Here is a 23,023-nt window from a genome sequence, read left to right on the forward strand (position 1 = left end):
CCGTCTCCGGATACCTTCCTCCTACATCACCTTGAGGCAGGAGGAAGCGCATGGCCGAATACAGCATCATTTCCGCGGATTCCCACGTCATCGAACCGCCCGATATCTGGGAGAAGTGGCTCCCGAAAAAGTTCGTTGACCGCGCGCCCAAGCTCGTGAAGGACGAAGCCGGCGGCGATGCTTGGTCCTTCGGCAAGGACAGCGCCCCGGAGCCGCTGGGCCTGGTCACCGTCACCGGCTACGGCTATGACAAGTTCAGCTGGGTCGGCGCAGGCTACTCCAACATCGAGCCCGGCTGCTACATCGGCAAGGACCGTTTGCGCCAGCTCGATTTCGATGGCGTCCAGGCGGAGGTCATCTACCCGCCTCAGCGCACCATGCGCCACTTCATCCAGAAGAAGGAGAAGGACCCCGAGTTCCACCAGGCGGGGCTGGAGGCCTATCACCGCTGGGTGCTGGAGGACTTTTGCGGGGCCGATGTTAAGCGCCTCAAGGCCGTGAAGCAGATCCCCCACCTAGGCATAGACAAGGCCGTCGCCGAACTGCGCGATGGCAAGAAGCGCGGCTTCGCCGCAGGCACCATCAGCGCCTGGCCCAGCGGCAACGCCGGCATCTCCAAGGCTGACGATCCCTTCTGGGCCGCCGCACAAGAGCTGGAGATGCCCATCTCCATGCACATCTCCCTGGCCTCCTATCAGAGTCAACTCCCGCCCTCCTCCACCAGCCGCTCCATCCGCGGCCTCGCCTCCGGGCAATTCCAGCAGATGCCCCTCATCATCCTGGACATGATTTTCGATGGCATCTTTGACCGTTTCCCCAACCTTAAGCTCATCGCGTCCGAGACAGGCATCGGCTGGGTGCCCTTCTTCATGGAGCAGATGGATGATAGGTATTGGCGCAATCGCAAATGGGCCGGCGTCACCCTGAAGCGCCTCCCCAGCGAATACGTGAAGCGCAACTGGTACTTCGGCATCATCCGGGACTTCTACGGCATCCGCAACCGCCATGATGTGGGCGTGGACAAGATCCTCTTCAGCACGGACTTCCCCCATCACATCAATGACTATCCCCTGACCCGGCGTGTTGTGGACGAGATGATGGGCGGAGTCTCGGCTGAAGAGCGGCACATGATGGTCTACGACAATGCTGCGCGGCTCTTCGGCCTCCCGAGAAATGGAGCCAAGCGATGAAGTTCAGCATCTTCTTTGAGATCGAGGTCCTCCCCCAGCACTACACGGAGCAGCAGCAGTACGAAAACTGCCTCAAGCAGATAGAGCTGGCGGACGAGCTTGGCTTCGATGCGGCCTGGGCCGTGGAGCACCACTTCACCTACGAATACTCCCACTCCACGAATCCTGACCTCTTCTTCGTCGCCGCTGCCCAGCGCACCAAGCGCATCCGCCTTGGCCCAGGGGTGGCCCTGCTGCCCATGCACCATCCCATCCACCTGGCCCAGCGCTACGCCATGCTGGACGTCCTCAGCAACGGCCGCCTGAACATGGGCGTCGGGCGCGGCGTCACCCACCTGGAGTTCGCCACCTTCCGCCCGGACACATTCAAGGACCACCACCTGGAGAGCCGGGAGATGTTCTTCGAATGGATCGAAATCATGAAGGAGGCCTGGACCAACAACACCATCGAATGGAAGGGCAAATATATCTCCTTCCCCGAGATCCAGCCCCTCCCCAAGCCCATCCAGAAGCCCCATCCCCCCTTCTACGCCGCTTCCGGCAGCGCAGACTCCTTTGTCCTCTACCCGCAAAAGGGTCTTCGCTCTCTGGGCCAGGCCGCCGTCAAGCCGCTCTTCATGGCCTGCGAAGATGCCAAGACCTACCACCAGAACTGGAAGCTGGCGGGCCACGCCCCAAAGGACGCCGAATTCGGCCTCCTCTGGGGCGCTCACTGCGCGCCTACAAACAAGCAGGCCCTGGCTGATGCGGAAGGGCCTGTGATGTGGTACATCTCCCGCCTCCAGCGCTTCTTCGGCCCACGCTCAACGGACACCACCGCCCGCGCCGCCAACCGCCGCTACGATTGGTGGACCAACCCCACCATAGATAAGCTCCTGGCCAACGATATGGTGCTCGCCGGCGACCCGGATCGCTGCATCGAGCTCATCAAGAAGGCCGAAGCCGGCGGCGTCAACAACATCCTTGCCCAGTTCCAGATCGGCGGCCTGCGGCATGAGCAGGTCATGGCCTCCATGAAGCTCTTCGCCAAGGAAGTCATGCCCGCCTTCAAAAAGTCGGGCGTGAAGTAGGGCCGCCCCATGTACCTCTGCCCCGTCCTCGATCTCCACCTCGCCACTGACCAGCCGGAGGACCTCTTCAAAAAGATCGCGGAAAGCGCGTACAGGCCCCTGGTGAGGATACTGATGCAATCGCCAAAGAGCCGGGCCACCCTGAGCATAGACGGCGCCCTTCTGATGCGGTTGCAGGAGGCGGGGCAGCGGGACATCGTGGAGGGCGTCGGCGAACTTGCCAAGCGCGGCCAGATCGAGATTGCCGCGGGCGCCAACAACAACAAGATGCTCACCAACCAGACGGTGGAGGCCGCGGAACAGGCCATCGGCGAGCACGCAAAGACGATGCGAGACATCTTCGGCGAAGTCTTCCGGCCCTCAGGCTTCATCCCGCCGGAGCTCGGCTATGACGCGAACATAGGAGCGGCGGCGGCCAAGCAGGGCTTCCGCTGGATCGTGGTGGACGAGACGGCGGTGGAGGAAAAGTCGCGCGAATGGCCCTGGAAGTCGCTCCTATCGAGCGAACAGCAGCCGGGCCTGCGCGCCGTCTGCCGGGACCGGGGCCTCAGCACCGGCATGCAGTATCGCGGATTCGCGGCGGCCAAAGAGGTGGCCGAAGAGGCGCAGGCCGCCTCGTCCGGCAACAGCTACGTCGTCTTCGCCGTGCCGGTTGAGGTCTTCGGCTATCACCACCAGGGTTATGACACCTTCCTGGCCGACCTTCTCACCTTCTCCTGCTGGACCACTGCCACCATCAGCGGCCTCCTCGCCTCCGAGTCGTTCCCCATGAGGAGTGTGAAACTGAGCGCCTCTTCATGGAGTCCTTGGACCACCCTGCAGTACTAATGAAAACCATCCCCGGCGCAAAGGAGGTCGTCTCCATGCGATTCGGACTCTTCAACCTTTTACAGCATCCGGACGCCGCCAAGCGACCCGATGTCTACCGCGATGAGTTGGAGCGCCAGCTCGAACAGATGGAATATGCCGAAGAGTTGGGCTTCCACAGCGTCTGGCTCGCCGAGCATCATTTCTCCGAGTACGGCATGATGTCCGACGCGATGCTCCTGGCCGCGCACCTCGCCGCGCGAACCCGGCGCATCCGCATCGGCATCGCCGTCACCGTCCTCCCCTTCAACAACCCCGTTCGCCTCGCCGAGCAGACGGCCGCCGTGGATTGCCTGAGCCGCGGACGCTTCATCCAAGGCGTAGGGCGCGGCTACCAGCCGGCGGAGTTCGCCGGGTTCGGCATTGCTATGGAGGAGAGCCGCGCCAGGTTCGAAGAAGGCCTGGACGTGATGATAAAGGCCCTTTCCCAAAGCTCCTTCCATCATACGGGCCGCTTTTACCACTACCCGGAGATCAGCATCTACCCCAAGCCCATGCAGAAGCCGCACCCGCCGCTCTACATCGCCTCCGTCTCCGATGAGACCATCGTCTCCACGGCCAAGAAACGCCTGCCGATGCTGACAGGCCAGGTCTTTCTCCCCTTTGAGAAGACGTTGGAAAAGGTCCAGCTCTACCAGAAAGCCCTGCAGGAGAGCGGCGTCGCCCAGCCGGAGATCGAACGCCTCACGCGCGACTCCTTTTTCCAGCGCTTCATCTATGTGGCCGAGACGAACGAGCAGTCTAAGCGCGACGCCCAAACGGCCCTCATGAACTACATCAAGGTTCTCACCAAGGCAACCTTGCCGCCCTTCGCCTCCAAACTGCCCGCCACCTACACCGACTATCGCCGCCGGGCCGAAGACCGCACCAAGCTCACCTTCGACCAGATGTGGGAAGAGACTCTCATCTTCGGCGACCCCGATCGCTGCGCCAAACGCATCCGGGAGCTGCGCGGCATGGGCGTCAACTCCCTGCTCTGTTGGATGGTCTTCGGCGGGCTGGAGCACGCCAAGGTCCTCCGCTCCATGGAGCTCTTCGCCAAGCACGTCATGCCGCAGTTCCAGGAGCGTCCAGCCGCCCTGGCCGTCTGACGCACGCGCCTACGGCCCGCTACCCGGCGCACCCTTGAGCCGCTTTGCCCTTGGGTGTAGGATGGCTTTACCCCACCCAGGAGCGCGGTCGCGTGCAGCCTGCCGTCGCCACCCTTTTGCAGCAGCTCGAAAATACGGAGGACGGCGTCTTTGCCGTGGATGCCCACCAGCGCATCATCCTCTGGAGCAAAGGCGCCGAGCGCATCCTTGGCTACGCGCCCGCTGACGTGGTGGGACGCCGCTGCTTTGAGGTTATCGAAGATCCGGGTCACGGGAACAACCCCTGCCAGGCCGATTGCAACGTCCTCTTTGTCACCAAGAAGGGCGGCATCCCGCCGACGCAGACCACGCCCACAAAGACCAAGTCTGGCCGGGACTTCTGGCTCAACATCACCCACATCACTATCCCGGAAGCAAACTCTCGCCAGCCCCAGGCCATCGTCCACATCTTCCGCGATGTGACGGAGCAGGCCCAGGCGCAGGACCTGGTGGCCAGGCTCGCCCACTATATGCATGGCCTGCCCAAACAAGGGGCGGCGTCCGCTCAGCCACAGGCCGCTTCGCCCACGACGGAGAACAGCCTCGCGCTTACCCCTCGCGAGCTTGAGGTGCTGCGCTGCCTGGCCGATGGCCTCGGCACCTCGGAAATCGCCGACCGTATGGTCATCAGCGTCTCCACAGCGCGCAACCATATCCAAAGCATCCTGGATAAGCTGGGGGCGCACAGCCGCACGGAAGCGGTGATGGCAGGCATCCGCCAGGGGCTGATCAAGCCTCCCGGAAACGCCAAGTAGCCGGGCCTACCGCGAACGCCGGGGGGAGCCGAGCGCTAGGAGCGCCGTCCCAAAGCCGAACCCGGCAACCTCAGAGAGGATCACCATCGGCCAGGGCGAGATGTCCGTCAGCCCCCAGAAGGCCAGCGCCACCAGCACGCCAAGGACGGTCATCGCCATCGCGGCGACGATGAACTCCTCCAGCAGCGGGTCAAGCCTGGAAAGCATCACGCCCTCTTCTTCGTCAGCGCCTTGATCACCTTCGGCGCAAGCGCCTTGGCGATCTCCTTCGCCTCGTCCGCCGTCCAGTGGGCAGTGGGGATGTGCGGGTACGTCACTGTCAGATAGGGATAGTCGGGCACGCCGCTTAATCGCTTCATGGAATCGGCGGAGCCTGCCATGGCTGTGTGGATCAGCGCCACCGATGGGACGCCCGCCCACTCCAGCTCTATCGCATCCCGCATACTGCGGGCGGAGCAGGAGCCTCAGCCGCCAAATCCGGTGATAGCGACCGTCGCCTCCTTGGTGAGCCGCTCCCAGTCGGGCTTGTCCGGCGGCACGGAGACGCTTCCCTTCACCACGCGCACCCTGCCGGCCAACTCCACCTCTTTCCTCAGCTCCTCATAGAGCGCGTCCATCATCGCGTCAGCCTTGCCGATGCCGTTGATGACCAGCCCCACGGTCGCGCCGCTCAGCGTAGGTGGGCGCTCTCGGAACTTCCTGGAGTCCCGCCGCTCAAGAGGTCCGCTGGTCGGGTCCAGACATACGATGCCGCCGTTGTGCGTCGCCATCTTTACCTCCTCGCCCCTTCGATGCGCCTCGTCACAGCCAGGCCAAGGTGCGGGTGGAGGATCCACGTCTCAGCCATGCCGGGGCCACCCGCCGCCACCAACAATATACACTCCGGCCGCTTGATATTCATCGGCCCCTCCCTCGGCTCGGCGGTGAGCCTGGGAAAGAGATACTGGCGCATCCGCTCCTTGGACCATCCCGCCTCGGCAAAGTAGCGCATGTGCTCCGGCCCCATGATGAGCACCACGTTCACCTCATCGCCCAGCCACTTATCGCCGATGACCCCCGTCTGCCGGACGCGCTTCGCCAGGCTGTTCAAGACGCCTTCAGGCGTCCGGCTCCCCGAGTCCAGACTGCTCGTCATATACATGATGGAGGCAACGGTCACGGCGCTCTCATCCGGCCGGAAGCCCCGTTCCACATGGAGCGGCTTCCAGGGACTGTCCTCTTCGTTCTCGCCGAAGCATAAGGAATAGCGCATCGGCGTGGAAAAGCTGGCCCGGTCAAGGTAGCCTGGGATGCCGCGCGCCACGTTCCGCACCATGAGGCGCAGCGCCCGCCCGATGGTGGCATTCGGCCGGAAGCCGGGGCCGAAGCACCCCGATCTGCAGGCGATGCCCAGCTCAGTGCGGATGGGCCCGTTCACGATGACGGCATGGGCCGCGCCCGAAAGCGTTCCCGTGGTGCTGTGGAGGTTCGCCTTCTCCTCTAGGAGCGCCCGCGCCGCCGCCACGACGACGGGCATGTACTCCGGCTTGCAGCCGGCCATCACGGCGTTGATCGCCACCTGCTCGGCCGTCACCGTCACTTCGCGCGTCGGCACCGTGCCCAGGACGGCCTCCGGCGCAAGCCCCGCCGCCGCAAGGAACCGCTCGACCTTGTCAGGCGTCGGCGGCACTACAGGCAGGCCGTCGGTCCAGCCCTTCTCCATGTAGGCCTCCACCGCCGCCTCATAGCTATCGTAGTGCGCCTGCGCCGCCTTGATCTGCATTTCCCTTCCCCTTTGTCGGCGGGAGTGTACGGTCAGGTGTAGCGGGAGTCAACGCGTTCTATCCCCGCAGCGGATTCCAGGAGACCGGGTTGAGCAGCTTATCCTCCCAGTCCGTCCGCAGCGTCATCGCGCGCTTCATCCATGCCTTCAGACCCTTGTGCTTGTGCTGGACCTCCCTGATCTCTGCAAAGGCCGCCCACTCCTTGAAGACCCAGATGTTGATCGCCTCGGTATTGCTCATCGCCCGCTTATACGAGCCGACCAGTTCAACGCCACGGCTCCTCGCGACGGGCAGATATTCATCAGCGATCGCCTTCAAGTAATCGTCCACACGTCCGGGTACACATGTGAGGATTTCGTGAAGGAAGACCTGTCCCTTCACCTTGTTCTTCAGCAGCTCGGCCAGCGTCGGGGTCTTGGGGCCGGGGATCAGCAGGCGGTCATAGCCCCCTGTGCGGAATTGCCAGGCGTACTGCTCAGCCCACCCGGCCAGATTCTGGTCCTTGGGCTTGTTCACGGCATACTGCGTCTCTCGAAGGCGAGCGTAGTGCCGCCAATCGTCCATCTCCCACAGCGCCACCGCCTCAGGCCACCTACCCGTCGTCCCCACCGTCGTCCAAAAGCCCACCAGCCTCAAGTCGCGCTTCTTCGCCACGGGCAGCCAGTTCTTCTCCAGGGCATCAATATATTCCTGCTCCTTGCCGCCCACCACGTCCACCGTCTCATGCAGATAGAGAGCCATCTTCGCCCCTCCCGCTCTGATTTCGCGTCAGGATACGCGCCGCGCCACGGGCATGCCATCGCCCGATGGGTACTGCGGTGCGGCCTGCCGCCTTACACCTTCGGCATGACCTCTTTCGCAAAACGCTCCACTTGCTGATAGAACTCCGCCTCCGTCTTCCCGCCAAAGCCGACGATGAAGGAGTCCACCCCGGCAGCCTTGTAGCGCTTCAGCTCGCCGATGAGGTGCTCCGGGCTTCCGCGCCCGCGAAAGCTCTCGGCCTTCGGCGAGCTCTCGCGCGCCGCCTCCGCGGTGCGCCCCTCCATATGCAGAGGCTTGCCTCCGCCTGCGCTGTCAACCTGTATGAAGCCCGTGAGCAAGACCACATCCATTTTGTACGGCTTGCCCAGCCGCTTCGCCGTCTCTCTCCCATACGCGATGCCCTTGCGGATATCGTCCGGCGTCGTCGCGCCCGTCGGGATGGGAAAGCCCTTGATGATCTTTTCGTGCTGGCGCTTGTACTCCTCGGTGACCACCGGGAAAGCCAGGGGGAACCATGCATCGCCGTACTCGATGGCGCGGCGCACCGCCCGGAGCGAGCTGCCGCCCGACCAGATAGGCGAATGGGGCCTCTGCACCGGCTTGGGATGCATGGAGATATCCTTGAAGGAGTACCACTTGCCTGTGAATGATGCGCTCTCCTTCGTCCACACCTCCCGCATCACCGCAAGGAACTCGTCGGTCATCGCGCCGCGCTGTTCGATGGGTAAATTGAATGCTGTGAACTCCTCAGGCAGATAGCCCGGCACCACACCGAGGATGAAGCGACCGTCCGAAAGGACGTCAAGGCTCGCCACCGCCTTCGCAACGGCCAGCGGCTGCCGGTACGGAACGACCAGACAGCCGACGAGCAGCCGGATGCGTGAGGTCTTGGCGGCAAGGTACGAAAGGATCGTGAACGGCTCCCACTCGATGTCTCCCCCGGGCCGCTTCCAGTAATCGGGACGGAAGACATGGTCGTCCGTGAGGATCGAATCGTAGCCCAGCGCTTCAGCCCGCCCGACCAGCTGGATGACCGACTCCTTGCTCGTGAAGGCCGGATTGAAAAATAGGCCGAACTTCATGGGGCAAGGGTAGTGGGCAACTACATGGGAGTCAACAGCCCGCAAACCGGGAAGACCTACGCCGGCCTTCGCGCCTCGAGAACAACCTCTAGGTGAACATTGTTCTCCACCTGCACCGTCCCAGGAATATTAGGTGGCGGGATATTGAAGTCCGCCCACGTGAAGTCAACGGTGGCAAGAAGCTGCAGGACACCCCCGCTCAACCGCGCTTGTTTCAGGTCAAAGGTAAACGGCTTTTCCACGCCGCGGATCTTCATGCTCCCAGTGAGCCTACCGCTGACGGATTCCCCATTCAGAAGCCGCTTCCCGTAATCTCCGATGTCGGTCACCGTGAACTCGGCATACGGGTATGTCCGGGTGAGAAGCGTCTGGCCCTGGATAAACTGGTCTCGGCGTGACTGATCGCTCCTGAGCATCCGCAGATCGGCGAAAATCTTCGAGGGCCTGCCGTCGAGATTGATCTCACCGCTAAACGTAGTCGTCCCTCCTACGGCATCGCTGGACGTGGGCAAGATGGTGAGCTTCTCTCGAACGGTGTACGTCCCCTTGCCGATGGCTACCACATACTCCGGCTTCGCCGCCGGAGTCGGCGTAGCCGTCGCCGCGAGTGTCGGCGTCGGAGCCATGGTTGCCTCAGGCGCCTGCGTCGGCACAGCCGTAGGAGCCGCCGGAAACAGCGGCGGCGCCGTCGCCGCAGGCAGCCTGGCCAAGTCATCGAGGGAAAGCTTGCCGCTCGGCTCATCGCCCACGCCCGCAAGCGCGATGCCGAAGCCAAGGCCTACACTGAGTGTCACGATGAGCACCGGAGGCCTGTGCAGCTCGCCGATTGCGATGAATGGAAGCGTCACCGTAAGCAGAACGATGGCCGTTGCTCCCAGGGGAATCACGTAGGAGGCCACGCCGTCCAGCGGCGCGCCTGGAGCATATTCAGCCAGGAGGCTTACGCCCAAAACGGCAAGAAATGCGACGGCGGAGATCCACAGCATCCCAGAGAGCGCCATATTGCGGCGCTCGGATATATGCCAGATCAGCCCGGCGGCGATTCCCGCAAGGATACAGGCGATGGCGACCGTGCCAGTGTTGAAGACAACATCGTCAGGAGAGTTAAGAGGAAGCGAAACAGCGGCGGTGATGAAGGCAGTGATCCCGCCGCTGACGAGTCCTGCAGCCAGAGAGCGGCCAAACGAAGATAACGGCCAGATCGGTGGCGGCGGCTTCACATTCTCCCCTTAGCGCAAAAAGAAGCGAACCCTCGCTTCGCTATTCAGAATACAGCATACCCAACGATTTTTTGAATCGGCTTAGAGCGGGGAGGGTCAGCCGGTCTGACTTGAGGGAATGTGCTACCGTACTACGGTATGAATAAGATACCCGAGCACAGCGACCGCCTCCGCCTCAACGACCAGCTCTCCATCGAGCGCACGAACCTCTCCAATGAGAGGACGTTCCTGGCCTACACGCGCACGGCCCTCACCTTCGCGGCCGCCGGCGGCTCCCTCGCCTACGTCGTGGACAGCCTTGCCGCCATGGTCTTCGGCTGGGCCGGCATCGCCATCGGCATCGGCACCTTCCTCTTCGGCCTCATCCGCCTCCGCCAGATCAACCGCCTGGTGAAGCATATGGCTGATGAGGAGGATGAAGACGGCGACTAGCTTCCCAGCTTCGGCGGCCTGGCGCCGATGCGGTGCCCCTCCATCCCGCGCTCCGGCTGAGGCAGCAGCACCGGACCCGCTTCCTTGGAGGGCAGCAGCACAGTCGCCGTTGCCAGGGCCGTCTTGCGTCCCCGCTGGTCGTCGCAGGAGACCTCGATCTCCGCCACATGCGCGCCGTTCTCCTGGGCGATGTACTTGCGCGCCACCTTCCCTGTGACCCATGAGGTATCGCCGTAGTAGTTGAAGGCGATGATGCGGTCCTTCACCTTCCACAGCCAGCCGTCGTCGCCCATCCAGTTCGTCACCAGGTGCATCATCCAGGAAGAGCGCATGATGCCGTTATCGTAGGCGAAGGGATTGCCGACTTTCCGGGCGTAGTTGTCATCCCAGTGGCAGCGCATCACGGCCTCGGGAACGCCCCAATCGTTCAGCGTGTAGAAGCCGGGGTGGCGGCGGCGCAGCTTGAGCCCCACGTGGTGCGGGAAGATCTCCCAGCGACCGTTGCCCTGGTGCCACGCGATCTCGTCGGACATCAAAAGCGGCCCGTGGACGACAGGCGTGACGATATCCCCCTCCTTCACATCCTCCCAATACCTCGGGCTATCTCCTCTGCGCTCCTCGGCATCATAGGCCGCCTCGATCTTCTTCAAGTCCTCTTCCGCATACTGCCCCCGCTCGATCTTCTCGTGCTTCTTCCGCTCGCCGCCCTCCGTCGTCTTCCGCTCCGCGCGGACAAAGAGGCGGTCCCAGTTGCAGACCACCTCTCCGCGATTGTTGATATACATCGTGCGGTCCCGCGTCACCACGGAGACCCCTGCAAAGGCGCTCTGCTTCTTCTCCACGCTCTGGATAAAGCGCTTCTCCCATATCTTGTCGCCCACATAGACGGGGCGGAACCACTCCACCTCGTCGCCCGACCAAAAGGCGTGGACGCCCGCCAGCGCGCCGCCGCCCTTCTTCCGGTCCTCTTCGCTGATCTCCTTCTTCTCCGTCACGCCCATACTATACAGAAAGGAAGGCGGCGCGATATTGTTCCGCCAGCGCGATTTCGCGCCGTGCTCCGCATCTATCCACAGAGGGTTGTCGTCGCCGTAGCCGTAGGCAAAGTGGCGGATGGCGTCCAGCGTTGCCACCTCGTTCCACGTCTGCCACGGCTTCTTCGGCATCTCCACGCCGATGCGCGCCCGCATCCGCTCGATGCCTTCATCCGTGATCTTCCCTGTATGCTCGTCCTTCGCGTAAGACTTCGTCTGCTGGCTTGTCATGGAGCCTCCCGGAGTCCGTATCTCTGGGCGTGAGTATAACAAAGGAGCCTTTCTGTGATGTCGTAGCTCCCTGCGCAGGCTCCTTTCCCCAAGGGCGCATTCGCATGATGCGCCTGCACTACTACGCCTGATGCAAATGCTTCTTGTGACGGCATTTCTCCAGATTTACCCTTTCCCTGTGAACATTTTCACAGGTTGTGAAAGGAGCCTTGCATGAGGTGGGCTGTACGATTGTGGAACCGCGACCCCAACGCCGCCATCGTGGTCTTTGCGCTCTTCGTCGCCGCAATGGTCGGGGTGTCAGCGCTCGTTGTGAAGCTTGTCCCGGACACGCGCACCGTCTCCGGCGCCACCATCCGCGACTATTCGCTTGAAATGGTCGCCGCAAACGTTGATTACGGCGGCGGCAATGTCTGGAATGCCTGGACCTTCAACGGCACGGTTCCCGGCCCTGCGCTTAAGGTCCGCGTCGGCGAAGTTCTGCGCGTAAAGGTCACCAACAAGCTGGACCTCACCCACAGCTTTCACACGCACCTTACCAACTACACCTTTGAGAACGATGGCAGCCAGGCCAACATCATCGCGGGCAAGGGCCAAGGCGCCATGATCGCCCCCGGCGGCGCCTACACCTATGAGTTCCAGCCCACCACGCCGGGCATCTACTACTACTACTGCCATTCGGCCGATGGCGGCCTCCACATCGCCCACCACATCCACCAGGGCCTCTACGGCGCCATCATCGTTGAAGCGCCCGATCAGCCGCCGATGCGCCAAGAAGTCATCTTCATGGGAGAGATCGGCTCCCACACCACCGGCAAAGTGCCGCCCTTCATCATGAACGGCATCGGCCTCCCCGGCGGCGAAGCCGTCCTTGAAGCCGTTTTCAAGCAGCAGGGCTTCGCCGGTGTTGCCGCCCAGCTCAACAAGACCGTCCCTGCCTTCAATATGAAGGTCAACGAACCCATCAAGCTCCACGTCATCAACATCGGCGATGTGGAGCACACCTTCCACGTCCACTCGGCCACCCACGTCTCCTTGGGTGTCCTTGGCGGGCGGCCGTGGCCCGCGAACGTCCTCCCGCTGGATGCCGGCGCCGCGAATACGCTTCTCGTCAACTTCAGCACGCCCGGCCTCTGGCTCTTCCACTGCAACGGCTCGGTCACGCTGACCCATCAATACCTGGACGACAACCCGACAGGTACGCCTTCGGATACCTACAACGTCGCTATCACCGTCACCGACGATGATGGCGGCATCGGCTCGGCAACTGCGCCTGTCGTAGTGAACAACGTGAACCCTGTCGCCACCGCTTCCGCCGCGCCGAACCCGCAGTACTGGGGCCTGAACGTGAACTTCACCGGCACGGTGACAGACGTCGGCACCCTCGATACCCACACCTTCGCCTGGGACTTCGGCGATGCAACATCCGGCAGCGGCGCCTCCACCGCGCATGCCTATGCCAACCCCGGCCCCTACACCGCCAAGCTCACTGTCACCGACGATGACACAGGCAAGGACGAAAAGACGCTGGCCATCACCATCAAAAAGCGCGAGACGACGCTGGTCTACAACGGTGAGACGACCGCTGTCTTCGGTTTCGGCTCCATCCTCTCGGCCAAGCTCAGCGATGCGGTTGTCGCTGCCGCGCCCATCGGCGGCAGGACCATCACCTTCACGGTGAACGCCGTGAACTACACCGGCACAACGGCCATCAGCGGCCAGACGAACAACGTCACCCTGAACCCATTCCCGCCGCTGATGCCCGGCACCTACACCATCACGGTGAACTTCGCCGGCGATAGCCACTACCTGCCTTCGTCCACAACGGCCACCCTGACGGTCACCAATACCGTCGGCTGCAAGGTCACGGCTGGAACCCTGCGCTCCGCCAACAACGGACGCGGCGGCTTCAACGTCCAGGCCGATGGCCCCACGGCGATCAAGGGCGAGCTCCAGTTCCAGAACGACAGCCTCAACTTCCATGCCCCCACCATGACGGCCCTTGGCTGCTCCGCCGATAGGACAAAGGCCTGGTTCGCAGGCGTCGGCAGAGACGGCAAGAACTTCGTGGCCTACGTGGAGGACAACGGCGAACCCGGCAGGGACGACATCTTCAAGATCTGGGTGAACGGCGTTCCCCAGAACGGCAATGGCGCTCTCTCCGGCGGCAACGTCCAGATCCACAAGAAGTAAGCCCATCGCCTCCGGCACAATGAAAGAGGCCCTCCCCGTACGGGGAGGGCCTCTTTGTTTGCCCTCTGATTCGCGTCGGGCGGGGCTACATGCCCGATTGTCCGCCGTCCACCGTCACCGATGCGCCCGTGATGTATGAGGCATCATCGGAGCAGAGGAAAAGCACCAGGTTCGCCACCTCTTCCGGCTTGGCCCAGCGCTCCTGCATGTTGCCCTTGTTCAGCTTGCTGTCCGGCGGGAGGCCCATGGCCTCGCGCACGTCCGTCATGATCGGCGTATCAATCGGCCCGGGCAGGATGGCGTTGGCGCGAACGCCCTTCGGCGCATACTCCAGCGCCACGGAGCGCATCAGCGCCAGCACGCCCCCCTTGCTCGAGGTGTAGGCCGTCGTCGGCCCGCCGATGAGCGCGCCGACGGAGGAGGTCATCACCACCGCGCCGCCGCCGTTCTTCACGATGTGCGGCAGGGTATATTTCGCGCAGAGAAACATCCCCTTCAGGTTCACATCAATAACCTTCTCGAAGACCTCATATTCCAGCTTGGTGATCCGCGTGTCGTTCCGCGCATACATCCCCGCGTTGCTGAAAAGGATGCGGAGATTGCCGAACGTCGAAACCGCTTGACTCACCAGGTGCTGGACATCCGCCGATTTGGAGACGTCCGTCTTTACAAAGAGCGCCTTCCCGCCCGCCTGCTGTATGGCGGCTGCCGTCTCGCGCCCTCCCGCCTCCGAAACATCGCCGACCGTCACCATAGCCCCTTCGCGCGCAAAGGCGATCGCCGTCGCCCGGCCGATGCCCGAAGCCGCGCCCGTGATGATGACGCCTCTGCCTTCGAACCGTCGCTTTGTGACTGTGATCATGAGGCCGTCAGCCCTCCGTCCACGGGGAAGACCGTCGCCGTCATAAAGGATGCCTCGTCAGAGGCGAGAAAGGCCACGGCCGCCGCGATCTCCTCGGGCCTAGCCCACCGCTTGAGCATCCCCGGGCCGGGCGCCGCGGCTGGGACGGCGGCTCGCTGCCACGTCGTCATCGGCGTCTCCGTGCCGCCGGGACAGACGATAGTCGCGCGCACCTTATCCCTGGCGTACTGCCGCGCGATGGCGCGCGTCATAGAGATAAGCGCCCCCTTGGTGGCGCTATAGGCCGGGCGGTTCACCGCCGTCATCCCCGCCGTTGAAGCGATGGTGACCACGGCGCCGCCGCCGCACTCCACGATCTCAGGGATCGCATACTTGGAACAGGAGAAGGCTCCTTTGAGATTGACACCCACGATGGCATCCCAGACCGCCTCCGGCACGTCTTCCACCAGCCCATCCTCCGCCTTCAGGATGCCGGCGTTGTTAACCAGGATGTGCAGCATGCCGAACCGGAGCGTGATGGCCGCAAGGGCCTGCTTCACATCCTCGGGGTGCGAGACATCGCACTTGATGAACTCCGCCTCGCCCTTGAGGCTGTGCGCCAGGCGGACCGTCTCCTCGCCTCCAGGGCGGTTGACGTCCAGGACCGCCACCTTGGCGCCCTCTTGCACAAAGCGCAGCGTGACGGCGCGGCCTATGCCGGAGCCTGCGCCCGTCACCATCGCCACTTTGCCCTGCAGCAGCATAGGTCGTCCTTCAGAGAGTCGGGTGCGGTCTGCTAAATCTTGATCCCAAGCGCATCGGCGACGGTAAAGATGTCCTTATCGCCGCGCCCGCTCAGGTTGACTAGAATAATCTTGTCTTTTCCTAACGTCTTCGCCAGCTTCACCGCGTGCGCGATGGCATGGGAGGGCTCCAGCGCCGGGATGATGCCCTCTGTACGGCATATCTGCTGGAAGGCCGCCAGCGCCTCTGCATCCGTCGCCGAGACATACGTCGCCCTTCCTGATTCTTTCAGATAGCTGTGCTCCGGCCCAACGCCAGGGTAGTCCAGGCCGGCGGAGATGCTGTGCGTCTCGATGATTTGACCCGCCTCATCCTGCAGCAGGTAGGACTTCGCGCCGTGCAGCACGCCCACCTTGCCACCCACCAGCGTCGCCGCGTGCGCCCCCGTCTCCACACCCTTGCCCCCCGCCTCCACGCCGATCAAGCGCACACCCTTCTCTTCGATGAAGGGGTAGAACATCCCCATCGCGTTGCTGCCCCCGCCCACGCAGGCCATCACCACATCCGGCAAGCGCCCCGCCTGCTCCGTAATCTGCCGCTTCGCCTCCGTTCCCACGATGGCCTGGAAATCCCGCACCATCATTGGGTACGGGTGCGGCCCCACCACACTTCCCAGGAGGTAGTATGTGGTGCGGACGTTCGTCACCCAATCGCGGATCGCCTCATTGATGGCATCCTTCAGCGTCCGGCTCCCGCTCTTCACCGGCACAACCTCGGCGCCCAGGAGCCGCATGCGGAAGACGTTGGGTGATTGCCTGCGCATATCCTCTTCGCCCATGTAGACGATGCCCTGGAGCCCCAACATCGCGCACACCGTCGCCGTCGCCACCCCGTGCTGCCCCGCTCCCGTCTCCGCGATGATGCGCCTCTTGCCCATCCGCTTCGCCAGCAGGCCCTGCCCCAGTGCATGGTTGATCTTATGCGCGCCGGTATGCGCCAGGTCCTCCCGCTTCAGATAGATCTGCGCCCCGCCCGCGGCTTCAGAAAGATTCTTGGCATGGTAGAGCGGCGTCGGCCTGCCCACGTAGTGCTTCAGCAGCCCCGCAAGCTCGGCTTGAAAGACCCCATCGTCCTTGATCTCGCGGTAGGCCTGCTCCAGCTCCTCAAGGGCGGGCATCAGCGTCTCCGGCACATACTTGCCGCCGAACTGGCCGAAATGGCCCGCCGGATCGGGAAGTACAGGGGTGGCTGAAGGCTTCTTCATGGCGTAGCCATGATAGCATGAAGGGGCTCAGGCGCGGCGCTTCCCTATCCTTCACGCCGGGCCCGAGGTGGGGACGAGGCGCGCCGCCCTTCCATTGACTTTACCTGACTCAGCATGTATCGTTTTCCTGCTCGGCAAAAGGCCGAAAAAGCACCCACCACCAGGAGGAATCCTGAATGATTACAGTGACCTACGCAGCAAATGAAAAGATCAAGGAAATCATGAAGGAGCAGGGCGAAGAAAACACCGCTCTCCGTGTCATCGTGACCGGCCAAGGCTGTTCGGGCCCCCAGTACATGATGACCCTTGATAACGAGGCCCAGACCGACGACCAGACCTTCGAGTCCATGGGCCTGAAGATCGTTGTGGACCCGGATACCGCCAGCGTCCTGGAAGGCTCCCAGATTGATTACCTGGTCGGCATCGAAAAGTCCGGCTTCGTTATCAGCAACCCAACCTTCAAGATGCAGGGCGGCGGCGGGGGCTGCGGAAGCTGCGGCTGCGGCAAGTAGCCACTACGCAAAGCGTCGTATGATACAGGGAGGCGGAAATCCGCCTCCCTGTTCTTTTTCCCAGGAGCGCTGCCGGTGGTCAAAACGCCGAAATTGCCCCTCTACCTGGACTACATGGCCTCCACGCCCTGTCTCCCGGAAGTCGTCCAGGCCATGCTCCCCTACTTCTCAGAGCGCTTCCACAACCCGCAAAGCGCTCACCCGCCGGGCGAAGAGTCCCTGGAGGCCATCGAGCGGGCGCGCCGCACGCTGGCCCTCCTCATCGGCGCCCCTTCGCCAAAGGACCTCTTCTTCACCTCTGGCGCGACTGAGTCCAACAATTGGGCGCTCAAAGGCATCCTCCAGCTGCCAAATCGTCGCGGCAGCCATATCCTCATCTCTCAGATCGAGCACCTCTCCATCACCCACCCCTGCAAGTCCCTTGAGCGCCAGGACGTCACCGCCACCCAGGTCGCAGTGGATAGGCTCGGCCGCGTCAGTCCCGATGCGGTGAAAAAGGCCATCCGAACGGAGACAGCCCTCGTCTCCATCACCCATGCTAGCAACGAGGTCGGCACACTGGAGCCTATCGCTGACATCGCCCAGGTCTGCCGCAAAGCCGGCGTCCCCCTCCACGTAGACGCCTCGAACACCGTGGGCATCGTTCCCATCAGCGTCGCCCAGCTCGGCTGCGACCTGATGACCATCTCGCCCCATATGTTCTATGGGCCAAAGGGCATCGGCGCCCTCTACGTGCGCCGCGGCCTACGCCTGCCGCCCCTCATCGAAGGCGGCACCCAAGAAGAGGGCCGGCGCGCAGGGACGGAGAACGTCCCCGCCATCGTCGGCCTCGGCGTCGCCTGCGAGTTGGCCCTTCGCGATATGGCCTCCCGCGCGCGCCGCTTCACCGCCCTCCGCGACCGCCTCATCTCGGGCCTGCGCCCCCTAAAGGGCCTTCACCTCACCGGCGACCTGGCGAACCGCCTCCCCCATCACGTCAGTTGCGTCATAGACGGCGTCGAAAGCGAAACGATCCTCCAAGCCCTCGCACTGGATGACCAGGTCTACGCCGCCAGCGGAACCGCCTGCTCCGCCAAGGCCAAACAGCCCAGCTACGTCCTCCAGGCCCTAGGCTATAGCGAACAGCACGCCTCTGGCTCCCTCGTCTTCTCCCTCGGCCTCGAAACCACGGAGAATGAGATAGACTATCTGCTGGACGTCCTGCCCAAGGCCATCGTCCGCGTCCGCTCACTCTCCACAAACCATTGAACATGCGCGCCAAGAAGATACCCAAACAGCCCCTCCCCAAGCCCGATGAGACGCTGGATGCCTTGGGCCTCTTTTGCCCCGTTCCCGTCTGGGAGGCGGCCAAGCACATCATCGAGATGAAGCCCGGCCAAGTGCTGGAGCTTCTCTCCGATGACGAAGGAATCACGGAAGATATGCCCGCCTGGTGCCGGCGGACAGGCCATCTCCTCCTCGCCATCGAGGAGGATGCCGAAGATGCGGGCGTCTACCACGTCTACGTACGCAAGGCCGGGAAGTAGCGCCCCGTGCTGGACCGCATCGAACACAGCCTCCTGGACTTCATCCAGAACGTCTATGACACCCTAGGCTGGCCCGGCGTCATCCTGCTCATGGCCATCGAAAGCGCCTGCATCCCGCTCCCCAGCGAGCTCATCATGCCCCTCGCCGGCTGGTTCCTCGGCTCCGATAAGGGCTACGGCCTCGCCTGGGTCTTCTTCCTCGGCTTCCTCGGCGCCCTCGGCAACCTCCTCGGCTCCCTCGTCGCCTATTACGTCGGCGCCAAGGGCGGCCGCCCCCTCCTCGATCGCTACGGCAAATACCTGCTCATCTCCCGCCATGAACTGGACCTGGCCGACCGTTGGTTCACCAAGTACGGCGAGCGCGTCGCCTTCTTCTCCCGGCTCCTGCCCGTCGTCCGCACCTTCATCAGCCTTCCGGCGGGCATCTCCCGCATGAACCTGGTGAAGTTCTCCATCTTCACCTTTCTGGGAGCATACCCCTTCAGCCTGGGCCTAGCCTACGGCGGCTACAAGCTCGGGGAGCACTGGGAAGACCTGCGGAACGCCATGCGCCCCTTTGATATCCCCATCATCATCGCCATCGTCCTCCTTGTCGCCTGGTACGTCTGGCGACACTGGAAGCGCGCCTGGCGGCCGGAACAATCATAAGGCCGCTTCTGCGAACTGCCCCCGCCTCCTCTCCCTCGCTCACGCCTCCGGGAGCAAAGATGGGAAAGGGAACAAGGAGAGAGCGGATGCCTTCCGGGCATTCCGGCAACCCGTATCGCCCTACTTATGCCCCGCCACCGCACCCGTCGTGATGAACTCATAGGCCGCGATCGCCGCCGTCACGCCGTCGCCCGCCGAGTTCGCCAGCTGCTTTGTGGACTTCCACCGGCAATCCCCCGCGGCAAAGACGCCTGGGACGTTCGTCTGCATCATGATATCTACCTTCACATGCCCGCCCGCGTCTAGCTCGATCTCCGGCTTAAAGACCTCCGTCAGCGGCGTGAAGCCGATATAGACAAAAACCCCCTGCGTCGGCATCTCTGACTTCTGTCCCGTTTTCAGGTTCCTTAGCGATACGCTCTCCACCTGGCCGTTGCCGCCGATCCGCTCTACCACGCTATCCCACACGAACTTCATCTTGGGATTCGCGAAGGCCCGTTCCTGCTGGATCTTGCTCGCCCGCAGCGCATCCCTGCGGTGGACAACCGTGACTGATTTGCACATCCGCGTCAGGTAGAGCCCCTCTTGCACCGCGGAATCCCCGCCGCCTACCACCGTCACATCCATATTGGTGAAAAAATTGCCGTCGCACGTGGCGCAGTAGGAGACGCCCTTCGCGCCGAACTCGTCTTCGCCCGGCACCCCGAGCTTCTTGTGTTCGCCGCCCGTCGCGATGATGACCGCCTTCGCGTGGTACTCCTCGTCATCCGTCCACAGCTTGAACGGCGGCCCGCCCTCGAGCGCCACCTTCGTCACCTCGCCGAAGCCGTATTCCGCGCCGAACTTGGTCGCCTGGGATTCCGTCTCCGTGATCAGGTCCACCCCGGTGATCTGCTTGGAGACGCCCGGGTAGTTCTCGATGGCGTCTGTGTTGATGATCTGGCCCCCCATCACCGCCCGCTCCAGCACCAGCGTCTTCAGCTGGGAGCGCGTCGTGTAGATAGCGGCGCTGAGTCCGCAGAATCCGCCGCCGATGATGACTACGTCATACTGCTGGGCCACGTTCAGCCTCCGGTCGCTCGTTGTGTAAGGTTAGATGCGCTACACACTTGCAGGGTTCGCCGTCTGGCCTTTTCCCGGCTTGATCCAGTGACGGTAGAGGAGCGCGCCGCCGCACAGCACGATCGCCGCGATGGAGATGATCGTCGCCGTCGGCACTTCCTCAGCCACCTTCCAGTTGCCGATGCGGAAGTTCTCCAGCGCCAGGCGCACCGCGCCGTACCAGAGGCCGTACATCAGCGCGATATCGCCGTCCTGCAGCCGCTTCACGTATTTCCGACTGATGTAGTAGAAGAGTCCCAGGCCGATGAGATTCAACAGCGATTCATAGAGAAAAAGCGGGTGAAAGCTCGTGAACCCCTCGTAGCCGTCCAGCCGCTTCTCAGATGGAATCGTGATGGCCCACGGCGCATCCGTCGGTTTGCCGTACAGCTCCTCGTTGAAGTAGTTCCCCCAGCGGCCGATGATCTGGCCCACCAGCAGCCCCGGCGCGCCGATGTCCATCCATCGCCACATGTTCAGCTTCCGCATCCTGGTGAAGATGACCATCGCCAGCACACTGCCGATCACCGCCCCATAGATGCCGATGCCTCCTTCGTCAATGCGAAGGATGCGCGAAGGGTGGTCGCTATAGAAGCCCCACTCGTGGATCACGTGATAGATACGCGCGCCGATGATAGCGAACGGCACTGCGATCAGCAGCGCGTTGAAGACCTCTTCCGTCTTCTCCCCGCGCCGCTTCGCCTCAAAGTAAGCCGTCATTGTCCCCAACGCCAACCCAACCGCAACGAGGAAGCTGTACCAGCGTAGGCCGAAACCGCCGGTTTTGAAGATATATTCCATGTATCCCTATCTTCTCTAACGTGCGTGCACTTATGCAGGCCAGCGCTACCAAGGCAATCGTTAGGAGATGTCTATCTGAGTCCGGGTGGAAAGTATACCAGGGATATTCCGGCACGGAAACGTTTCCCCTCTGCCATGCTTCGGCAAATGTTCCGATCTTGGCGCACTTGATATACTCTCCGCCGGGGAGTTACCTCACACGGAGGCACTTTCGTGAGTACCTACAGCGGCAGCGTCATGATCGGCAGGCCCATCTCGGAAGTCTTCGCCTACATGGCCGTTCCGGAAAATGCCCCTCAGTGGATGCCGGACGTCGTTCGCGTTGATCGCACAACACCGGACCCTCTCACCCTTGGCTCACGGTTCCAAGAGACGCGTAAAACAGGCCCTGGCATGAAAGAGACCTTCCCCACGGAAGTCACCAAATGGATCCCAGATAAGGAAATGGGCTTTGTCGCCACTGGGGCTAGCGTGACCGTGATCGTGAGCTATAGCCTCGCCTCTGCCGGAGATGGAACCAGGGTAGACTACGCGATCGAGTTCAAGTGGAGAGGCGCAGCCTACCTCACAGGCATCCTCTTCGGAAGCATGATCAGAAGAACACTCCAGAAAAATCACCAACGCCTCAAGGCCTGTGTCGAAAGTGTGCCCAAGTAGCAGCGTTGCCATCGTCTCTGCCGTATCTGCTCGTATCGCCGCTTCCTCTTAAGCCCCATCACTTCTCCTCCCTGCCATACTCTCGAACGGGGAGCAAGTTTCTTTTGGAGGTGGTCGTTGGCTAAATATAGCGGCAGCATCGTCGTTAACAAGCCCGTCTCAGAAGTCTTCAGCTACATGGCCGTCCCGGAAAATGCGCCTCAGTGGATGCCGGACGTCGTCGGCATAAAGCGCGTCACACCCGGCCCTCTTGCCCTCGGCTCAAAGTTCGAAGAGACCCGAAAGACCGGCCCCGGCATGAAAGAGACCTTTCCCACAGAAGTGACCAAGTGGGTCACAGATAGGGAGATGGGCTTCGTCGCCACCGGAAAGACCGTCACGGTGACGGTGCACTACAATCTCTCCTCCACTACAGGCGGCGCCAAGGCCGATTACGTGATTGACTTTCAGTGGAGGGGCTTTGCCAAATGCACAGCCCTCTTCATCGGCCCGATGATCGGCATGTCGCTCAAGAAGAACCACCAGCGCCTTAAGGGCTGCATTGAAGGCACTGCGAAAAAGTAACCCGTCCTTTTCTAGAGAAGCCTGTATCTAGTGACTGGCGCTCGCCCAGCCGCTATTCTTATTGCACGCCTCAATAGGCTGTGCCATGCCCTCCTACGAAATCTCCGCCATTATCAACCGCCCGGTCAGCGAGGTCTTCGCCTTCGTCGCCGATTTCTCCATGGCATCCAAGTGGATGCCGGAGGTCAAGGAGATGAAGGTCCTCTCCCCCGGCCCTGTAGGCGTCGGCTCAAAGCTCCAGGAAGTCCTGCGTGCCGGGCCAAAGGTTAAAGGGCGCTACCAGCTTGAAATCACCGAATGGGCGCAGGACAGCGTCATCGCGATGAAGGGCGCCGGCCCCGGCATCAAGTCCTTCGCAGGCCGTTACACCTTCCAAGGCGTCGAAGGCGGCACCCGCATGACCACCGCCGTCACCGTCAAGCTCAGCGCCATCGTCCGTCCCTTCGGCTGGTTCCTTACGCCAAAGATGCGCGGCGATGAGTGGCGGCGCTTTGAAGCTCTGAAACGCCTGCTGGAGACTCCCGCCAAACCCGCCTAACTCTTACGCCCCTCACACCTCAGGAACGCCTTGCCGTCATACAATGACTAGGCGTTATGTCGAGATTCCGAGGTGTGGCATGGGTCTCGAAGATATCT

The 23,023-nt window shown here is 62.6% G+C and carries 27 protein-coding genes; 14 read left to right on the plus strand and 13 right to left on the minus strand.

What is annotated here, in order from left to right; genetic code table 11:
• Positions 1–50: 50 nt before the first annotated feature.
• The 5 genes from FJ039_07260 to FJ039_07280 are packed head-to-tail and all read left to right on the plus strand — an operon-like array spanning position 51 to position 5,012.
• Positions 51–1,190 (plus strand): amidohydrolase, encoded by a 1,140-nt coding sequence (locus FJ039_07260; protein ID MBM4405962.1) that lies wholly within the window; start codon positions 51–53, stop codon positions 1,188–1,190.
• Positions 1,187–2,260 (plus strand): LLM class flavin-dependent oxidoreductase, encoded by a 1,074-nt coding sequence (locus tag FJ039_07265; protein ID MBM4405963.1) that lies wholly within the window; start codon positions 1,187–1,189, stop codon positions 2,258–2,260. Before FJ039_07260 ends, FJ039_07265 begins: the two co-directional genes overlap by 4 nt.
• A gap of 9 nt (positions 2,261–2,269) precedes the next feature.
• A complete protein-coding gene (locus tag FJ039_07270; GenBank protein MBM4405964.1) occupies positions 2,270–3,088 on the plus strand; it encodes a hypothetical protein in 819 nt (272 codons plus the stop codon).
• Complete coding sequence (locus FJ039_07275; GenBank protein MBM4405965.1) at positions 3,058–4,218, plus strand: LLM class flavin-dependent oxidoreductase; 1,161 nt, start codon at positions 3,058–3,060, stop codon at positions 4,216–4,218. The genes FJ039_07270 and FJ039_07275 overlap by 31 nt, the downstream gene beginning before the upstream one ends.
• A 44-nt stretch (positions 4,219–4,262) precedes the next feature.
• A complete protein-coding gene (locus FJ039_07280; protein MBM4405966.1) occupies positions 4,263–5,012 on the plus strand; it encodes a PAS domain S-box protein in 750 nt (249 codons plus the stop codon).
• Between the two features lie 6 nt (positions 5,013–5,018).
• Here the strand turns inward: FJ039_07280 and FJ039_07285 are convergent, their stop codons facing one another.
• The 7 genes from FJ039_07285 to FJ039_07315 all read right to left on the minus strand — a co-directional run bounded on the left by FJ039_07285 (position 5,019) and on the right by FJ039_07315 (position 9,839).
• Positions 5,019–5,219 (minus strand): hypothetical protein, encoded by a 201-nt coding sequence (locus FJ039_07285; protein MBM4405967.1) that lies wholly within the window; start codon positions 5,217–5,219, stop codon positions 5,019–5,021.
• Entirely contained in the window at positions 5,219–5,455 is a 237-nt protein-coding gene (locus tag FJ039_07290) for a hypothetical protein (protein MBM4405968.1), read from the minus strand. Before FJ039_07290 ends, FJ039_07285 begins: the two co-directional genes overlap by 1 nt.
• A gap of 21 nt (positions 5,456–5,476) precedes the next feature.
• A complete protein-coding gene (locus FJ039_07295; protein MBM4405969.1) occupies positions 5,477–5,782 on the minus strand; it encodes a hypothetical protein in 306 nt (101 codons plus the stop codon).
• A gap of 2 nt (positions 5,783–5,784) precedes the next feature.
• Positions 5,785–6,774: a hypothetical protein gene (locus FJ039_07300; GenBank protein ID MBM4405970.1), complete on the minus strand. Its 990-nt coding sequence runs from the start codon at positions 6,772–6,774 to the stop codon at positions 5,785–5,787.
• A gap of 58 nt (positions 6,775–6,832) precedes the next feature.
• Positions 6,833–7,516, minus strand: a complete 684-nt coding sequence (locus FJ039_07305; GenBank protein MBM4405971.1) for a hypothetical protein — start codon at positions 7,514–7,516, stop codon at positions 6,833–6,835.
• Between the two features lie 92 nt (positions 7,517–7,608).
• Positions 7,609–8,619, minus strand: coding sequence for a TIGR03619 family F420-dependent LLM class oxidoreductase (locus FJ039_07310; protein MBM4405972.1), 1,011 nt, complete (start codon positions 8,617–8,619; stop codon positions 7,609–7,611).
• Between the two features lie 56 nt (positions 8,620–8,675).
• Positions 8,676–9,839 (minus strand): YceI family protein, encoded by a 1,164-nt coding sequence (locus FJ039_07315; protein ID MBM4405973.1) that lies wholly within the window; start codon positions 9,837–9,839, stop codon positions 8,676–8,678.
• Between the two features lie 138 nt (positions 9,840–9,977).
• Between FJ039_07315 and FJ039_07320 the strand changes: the two genes are divergently transcribed.
• Positions 9,978–10,271, plus strand: a complete 294-nt coding sequence (locus FJ039_07320) for a DUF202 domain-containing protein (protein MBM4405974.1) — start codon at positions 9,978–9,980, stop codon at positions 10,269–10,271.
• Here FJ039_07320 and FJ039_07325 read toward each other — a convergent pair.
• A complete protein-coding gene (locus FJ039_07325) occupies positions 10,268–11,536 on the minus strand; it encodes an acyl dehydratase (GenBank protein MBM4405975.1) in 1,269 nt (422 codons plus the stop codon). The two genes, FJ039_07320 and FJ039_07325, sit on opposite strands and share 4 nt — an antisense overlap.
• 213 nt (positions 11,537–11,749) lie before the next feature.
• Here FJ039_07325 and FJ039_07330 point away from each other — a divergent pair, with 213 nt between their 5' ends.
• A complete protein-coding gene (locus tag FJ039_07330) occupies positions 11,750–13,729 on the plus strand; it encodes a PKD domain-containing protein (GenBank protein ID MBM4405976.1) in 1,980 nt (659 codons plus the stop codon).
• Positions 13,730–13,814: 85 nt separating this feature from the next.
• Here the strand turns inward: FJ039_07330 and FJ039_07335 are convergent, their stop codons facing one another.
• Genes FJ039_07335 through trpB form a run of 3 tightly spaced genes read right to left on the minus strand, consistent with a single transcriptional unit; the run spans position 13,815 to position 16,578 of the window.
• Positions 13,815–14,591: an SDR family oxidoreductase gene (locus FJ039_07335; protein MBM4405977.1), complete on the minus strand. Its 777-nt coding sequence runs from the start codon at positions 14,589–14,591 to the stop codon at positions 13,815–13,817.
• Positions 14,588–15,334 (minus strand): SDR family oxidoreductase, encoded by a 747-nt coding sequence (locus tag FJ039_07340; protein ID MBM4405978.1) that lies wholly within the window; start codon positions 15,332–15,334, stop codon positions 14,588–14,590. The genes FJ039_07335 and FJ039_07340 overlap by 4 nt, the downstream gene beginning before the upstream one ends.
• A gap of 32 nt (positions 15,335–15,366) precedes the next feature.
• A complete protein-coding gene (gene trpB / locus FJ039_07345) occupies positions 15,367–16,578 on the minus strand; it encodes a tryptophan synthase subunit beta (GenBank protein ID MBM4405979.1) in 1,212 nt (403 codons plus the stop codon).
• A gap of 176 nt (positions 16,579–16,754) precedes the next feature.
• Here trpB and FJ039_07350 point away from each other — a divergent pair, with 176 nt between their 5' ends.
• From FJ039_07350 to FJ039_07365, 4 genes are all read left to right on the plus strand, one after another.
• On the plus strand, positions 16,755–17,090 hold the full coding sequence (locus tag FJ039_07350) for an iron-sulfur cluster assembly accessory protein (protein MBM4405980.1): 336 nt from the start codon (positions 16,755–16,757) through the stop codon (positions 17,088–17,090).
• A 75-nt stretch (positions 17,091–17,165) separates the two neighbouring features.
• Positions 17,166–18,338: a cysteine desulfurase gene (locus FJ039_07355; GenBank protein ID MBM4405981.1), complete on the plus strand. Its 1,173-nt coding sequence runs from the start codon at positions 17,166–17,168 to the stop codon at positions 18,336–18,338.
• Between the two features lie 2 nt (positions 18,339–18,340).
• Positions 18,341–18,616 (plus strand): sulfurtransferase TusA family protein, encoded by a 276-nt coding sequence (locus FJ039_07360; GenBank protein MBM4405982.1) that lies wholly within the window; start codon positions 18,341–18,343, stop codon positions 18,614–18,616.
• 6 nt (positions 18,617–18,622) lie between these two features.
• Entirely contained in the window at positions 18,623–19,264 is a 642-nt protein-coding gene (locus tag FJ039_07365) for a DedA family protein (protein ID MBM4405983.1), read from the plus strand.
• Positions 19,265–19,384: 120 nt separating this feature from the next.
• On the opposite strand, the gene trxB is transcribed toward FJ039_07365, so the two are convergent.
• Together trxB and lgt are read right to left on the minus strand one after the other, a co-directional pair.
• The gene (gene trxB, locus FJ039_07370) at positions 19,385–20,332 is read right to left on the minus strand and encodes a thioredoxin-disulfide reductase (protein MBM4405984.1); all 948 of its coding nucleotides are present in this window, start codon (positions 20,330–20,332) and stop codon (positions 19,385–19,387) included.
• Positions 20,333–20,365: 33 nt separating this feature from the next.
• The gene (lgt, locus tag FJ039_07375; protein MBM4405985.1) at positions 20,366–21,166 is read right to left on the minus strand and encodes a prolipoprotein diacylglyceryl transferase; all 801 of its coding nucleotides are present in this window, start codon (positions 21,164–21,166) and stop codon (positions 20,366–20,368) included.
• Positions 21,167–21,379: 213 nt separating this feature from the next.
• On the opposite strand from lgt, the gene FJ039_07380 reads away from it, so the two are divergent.
• From FJ039_07380 to FJ039_07390, 3 genes are all read left to right on the plus strand, one after another.
• Positions 21,380–21,823 carry a hypothetical protein gene (locus FJ039_07380; GenBank protein ID MBM4405986.1) on the plus strand — a complete coding sequence of 148 codons (444 nt, stop codon included), beginning with the start codon at positions 21,380–21,382 and terminating at the stop codon, positions 21,821–21,823.
• A gap of 24 nt (positions 21,824–21,847) precedes the next feature.
• Positions 21,848–22,387, plus strand: coding sequence for a hypothetical protein (locus FJ039_07385; GenBank protein ID MBM4405987.1), 540 nt, complete (start codon positions 21,848–21,850; stop codon positions 22,385–22,387).
• 85 nt (positions 22,388–22,472) lie between these two features.
• Positions 22,473–22,925 (plus strand): hypothetical protein, encoded by a 453-nt coding sequence (locus tag FJ039_07390; GenBank protein MBM4405988.1) that lies wholly within the window; start codon positions 22,473–22,475, stop codon positions 22,923–22,925.
• Positions 22,926–23,023 lie beyond the last annotated feature (98 nt).

It is taken from the genome of Chloroflexota bacterium, from assembly GCA_016875535.1.
Classification (GTDB): domain Bacteria; phylum Chloroflexota; class Dehalococcoidia; order SHYB01; family SHYB01; genus VGPF01.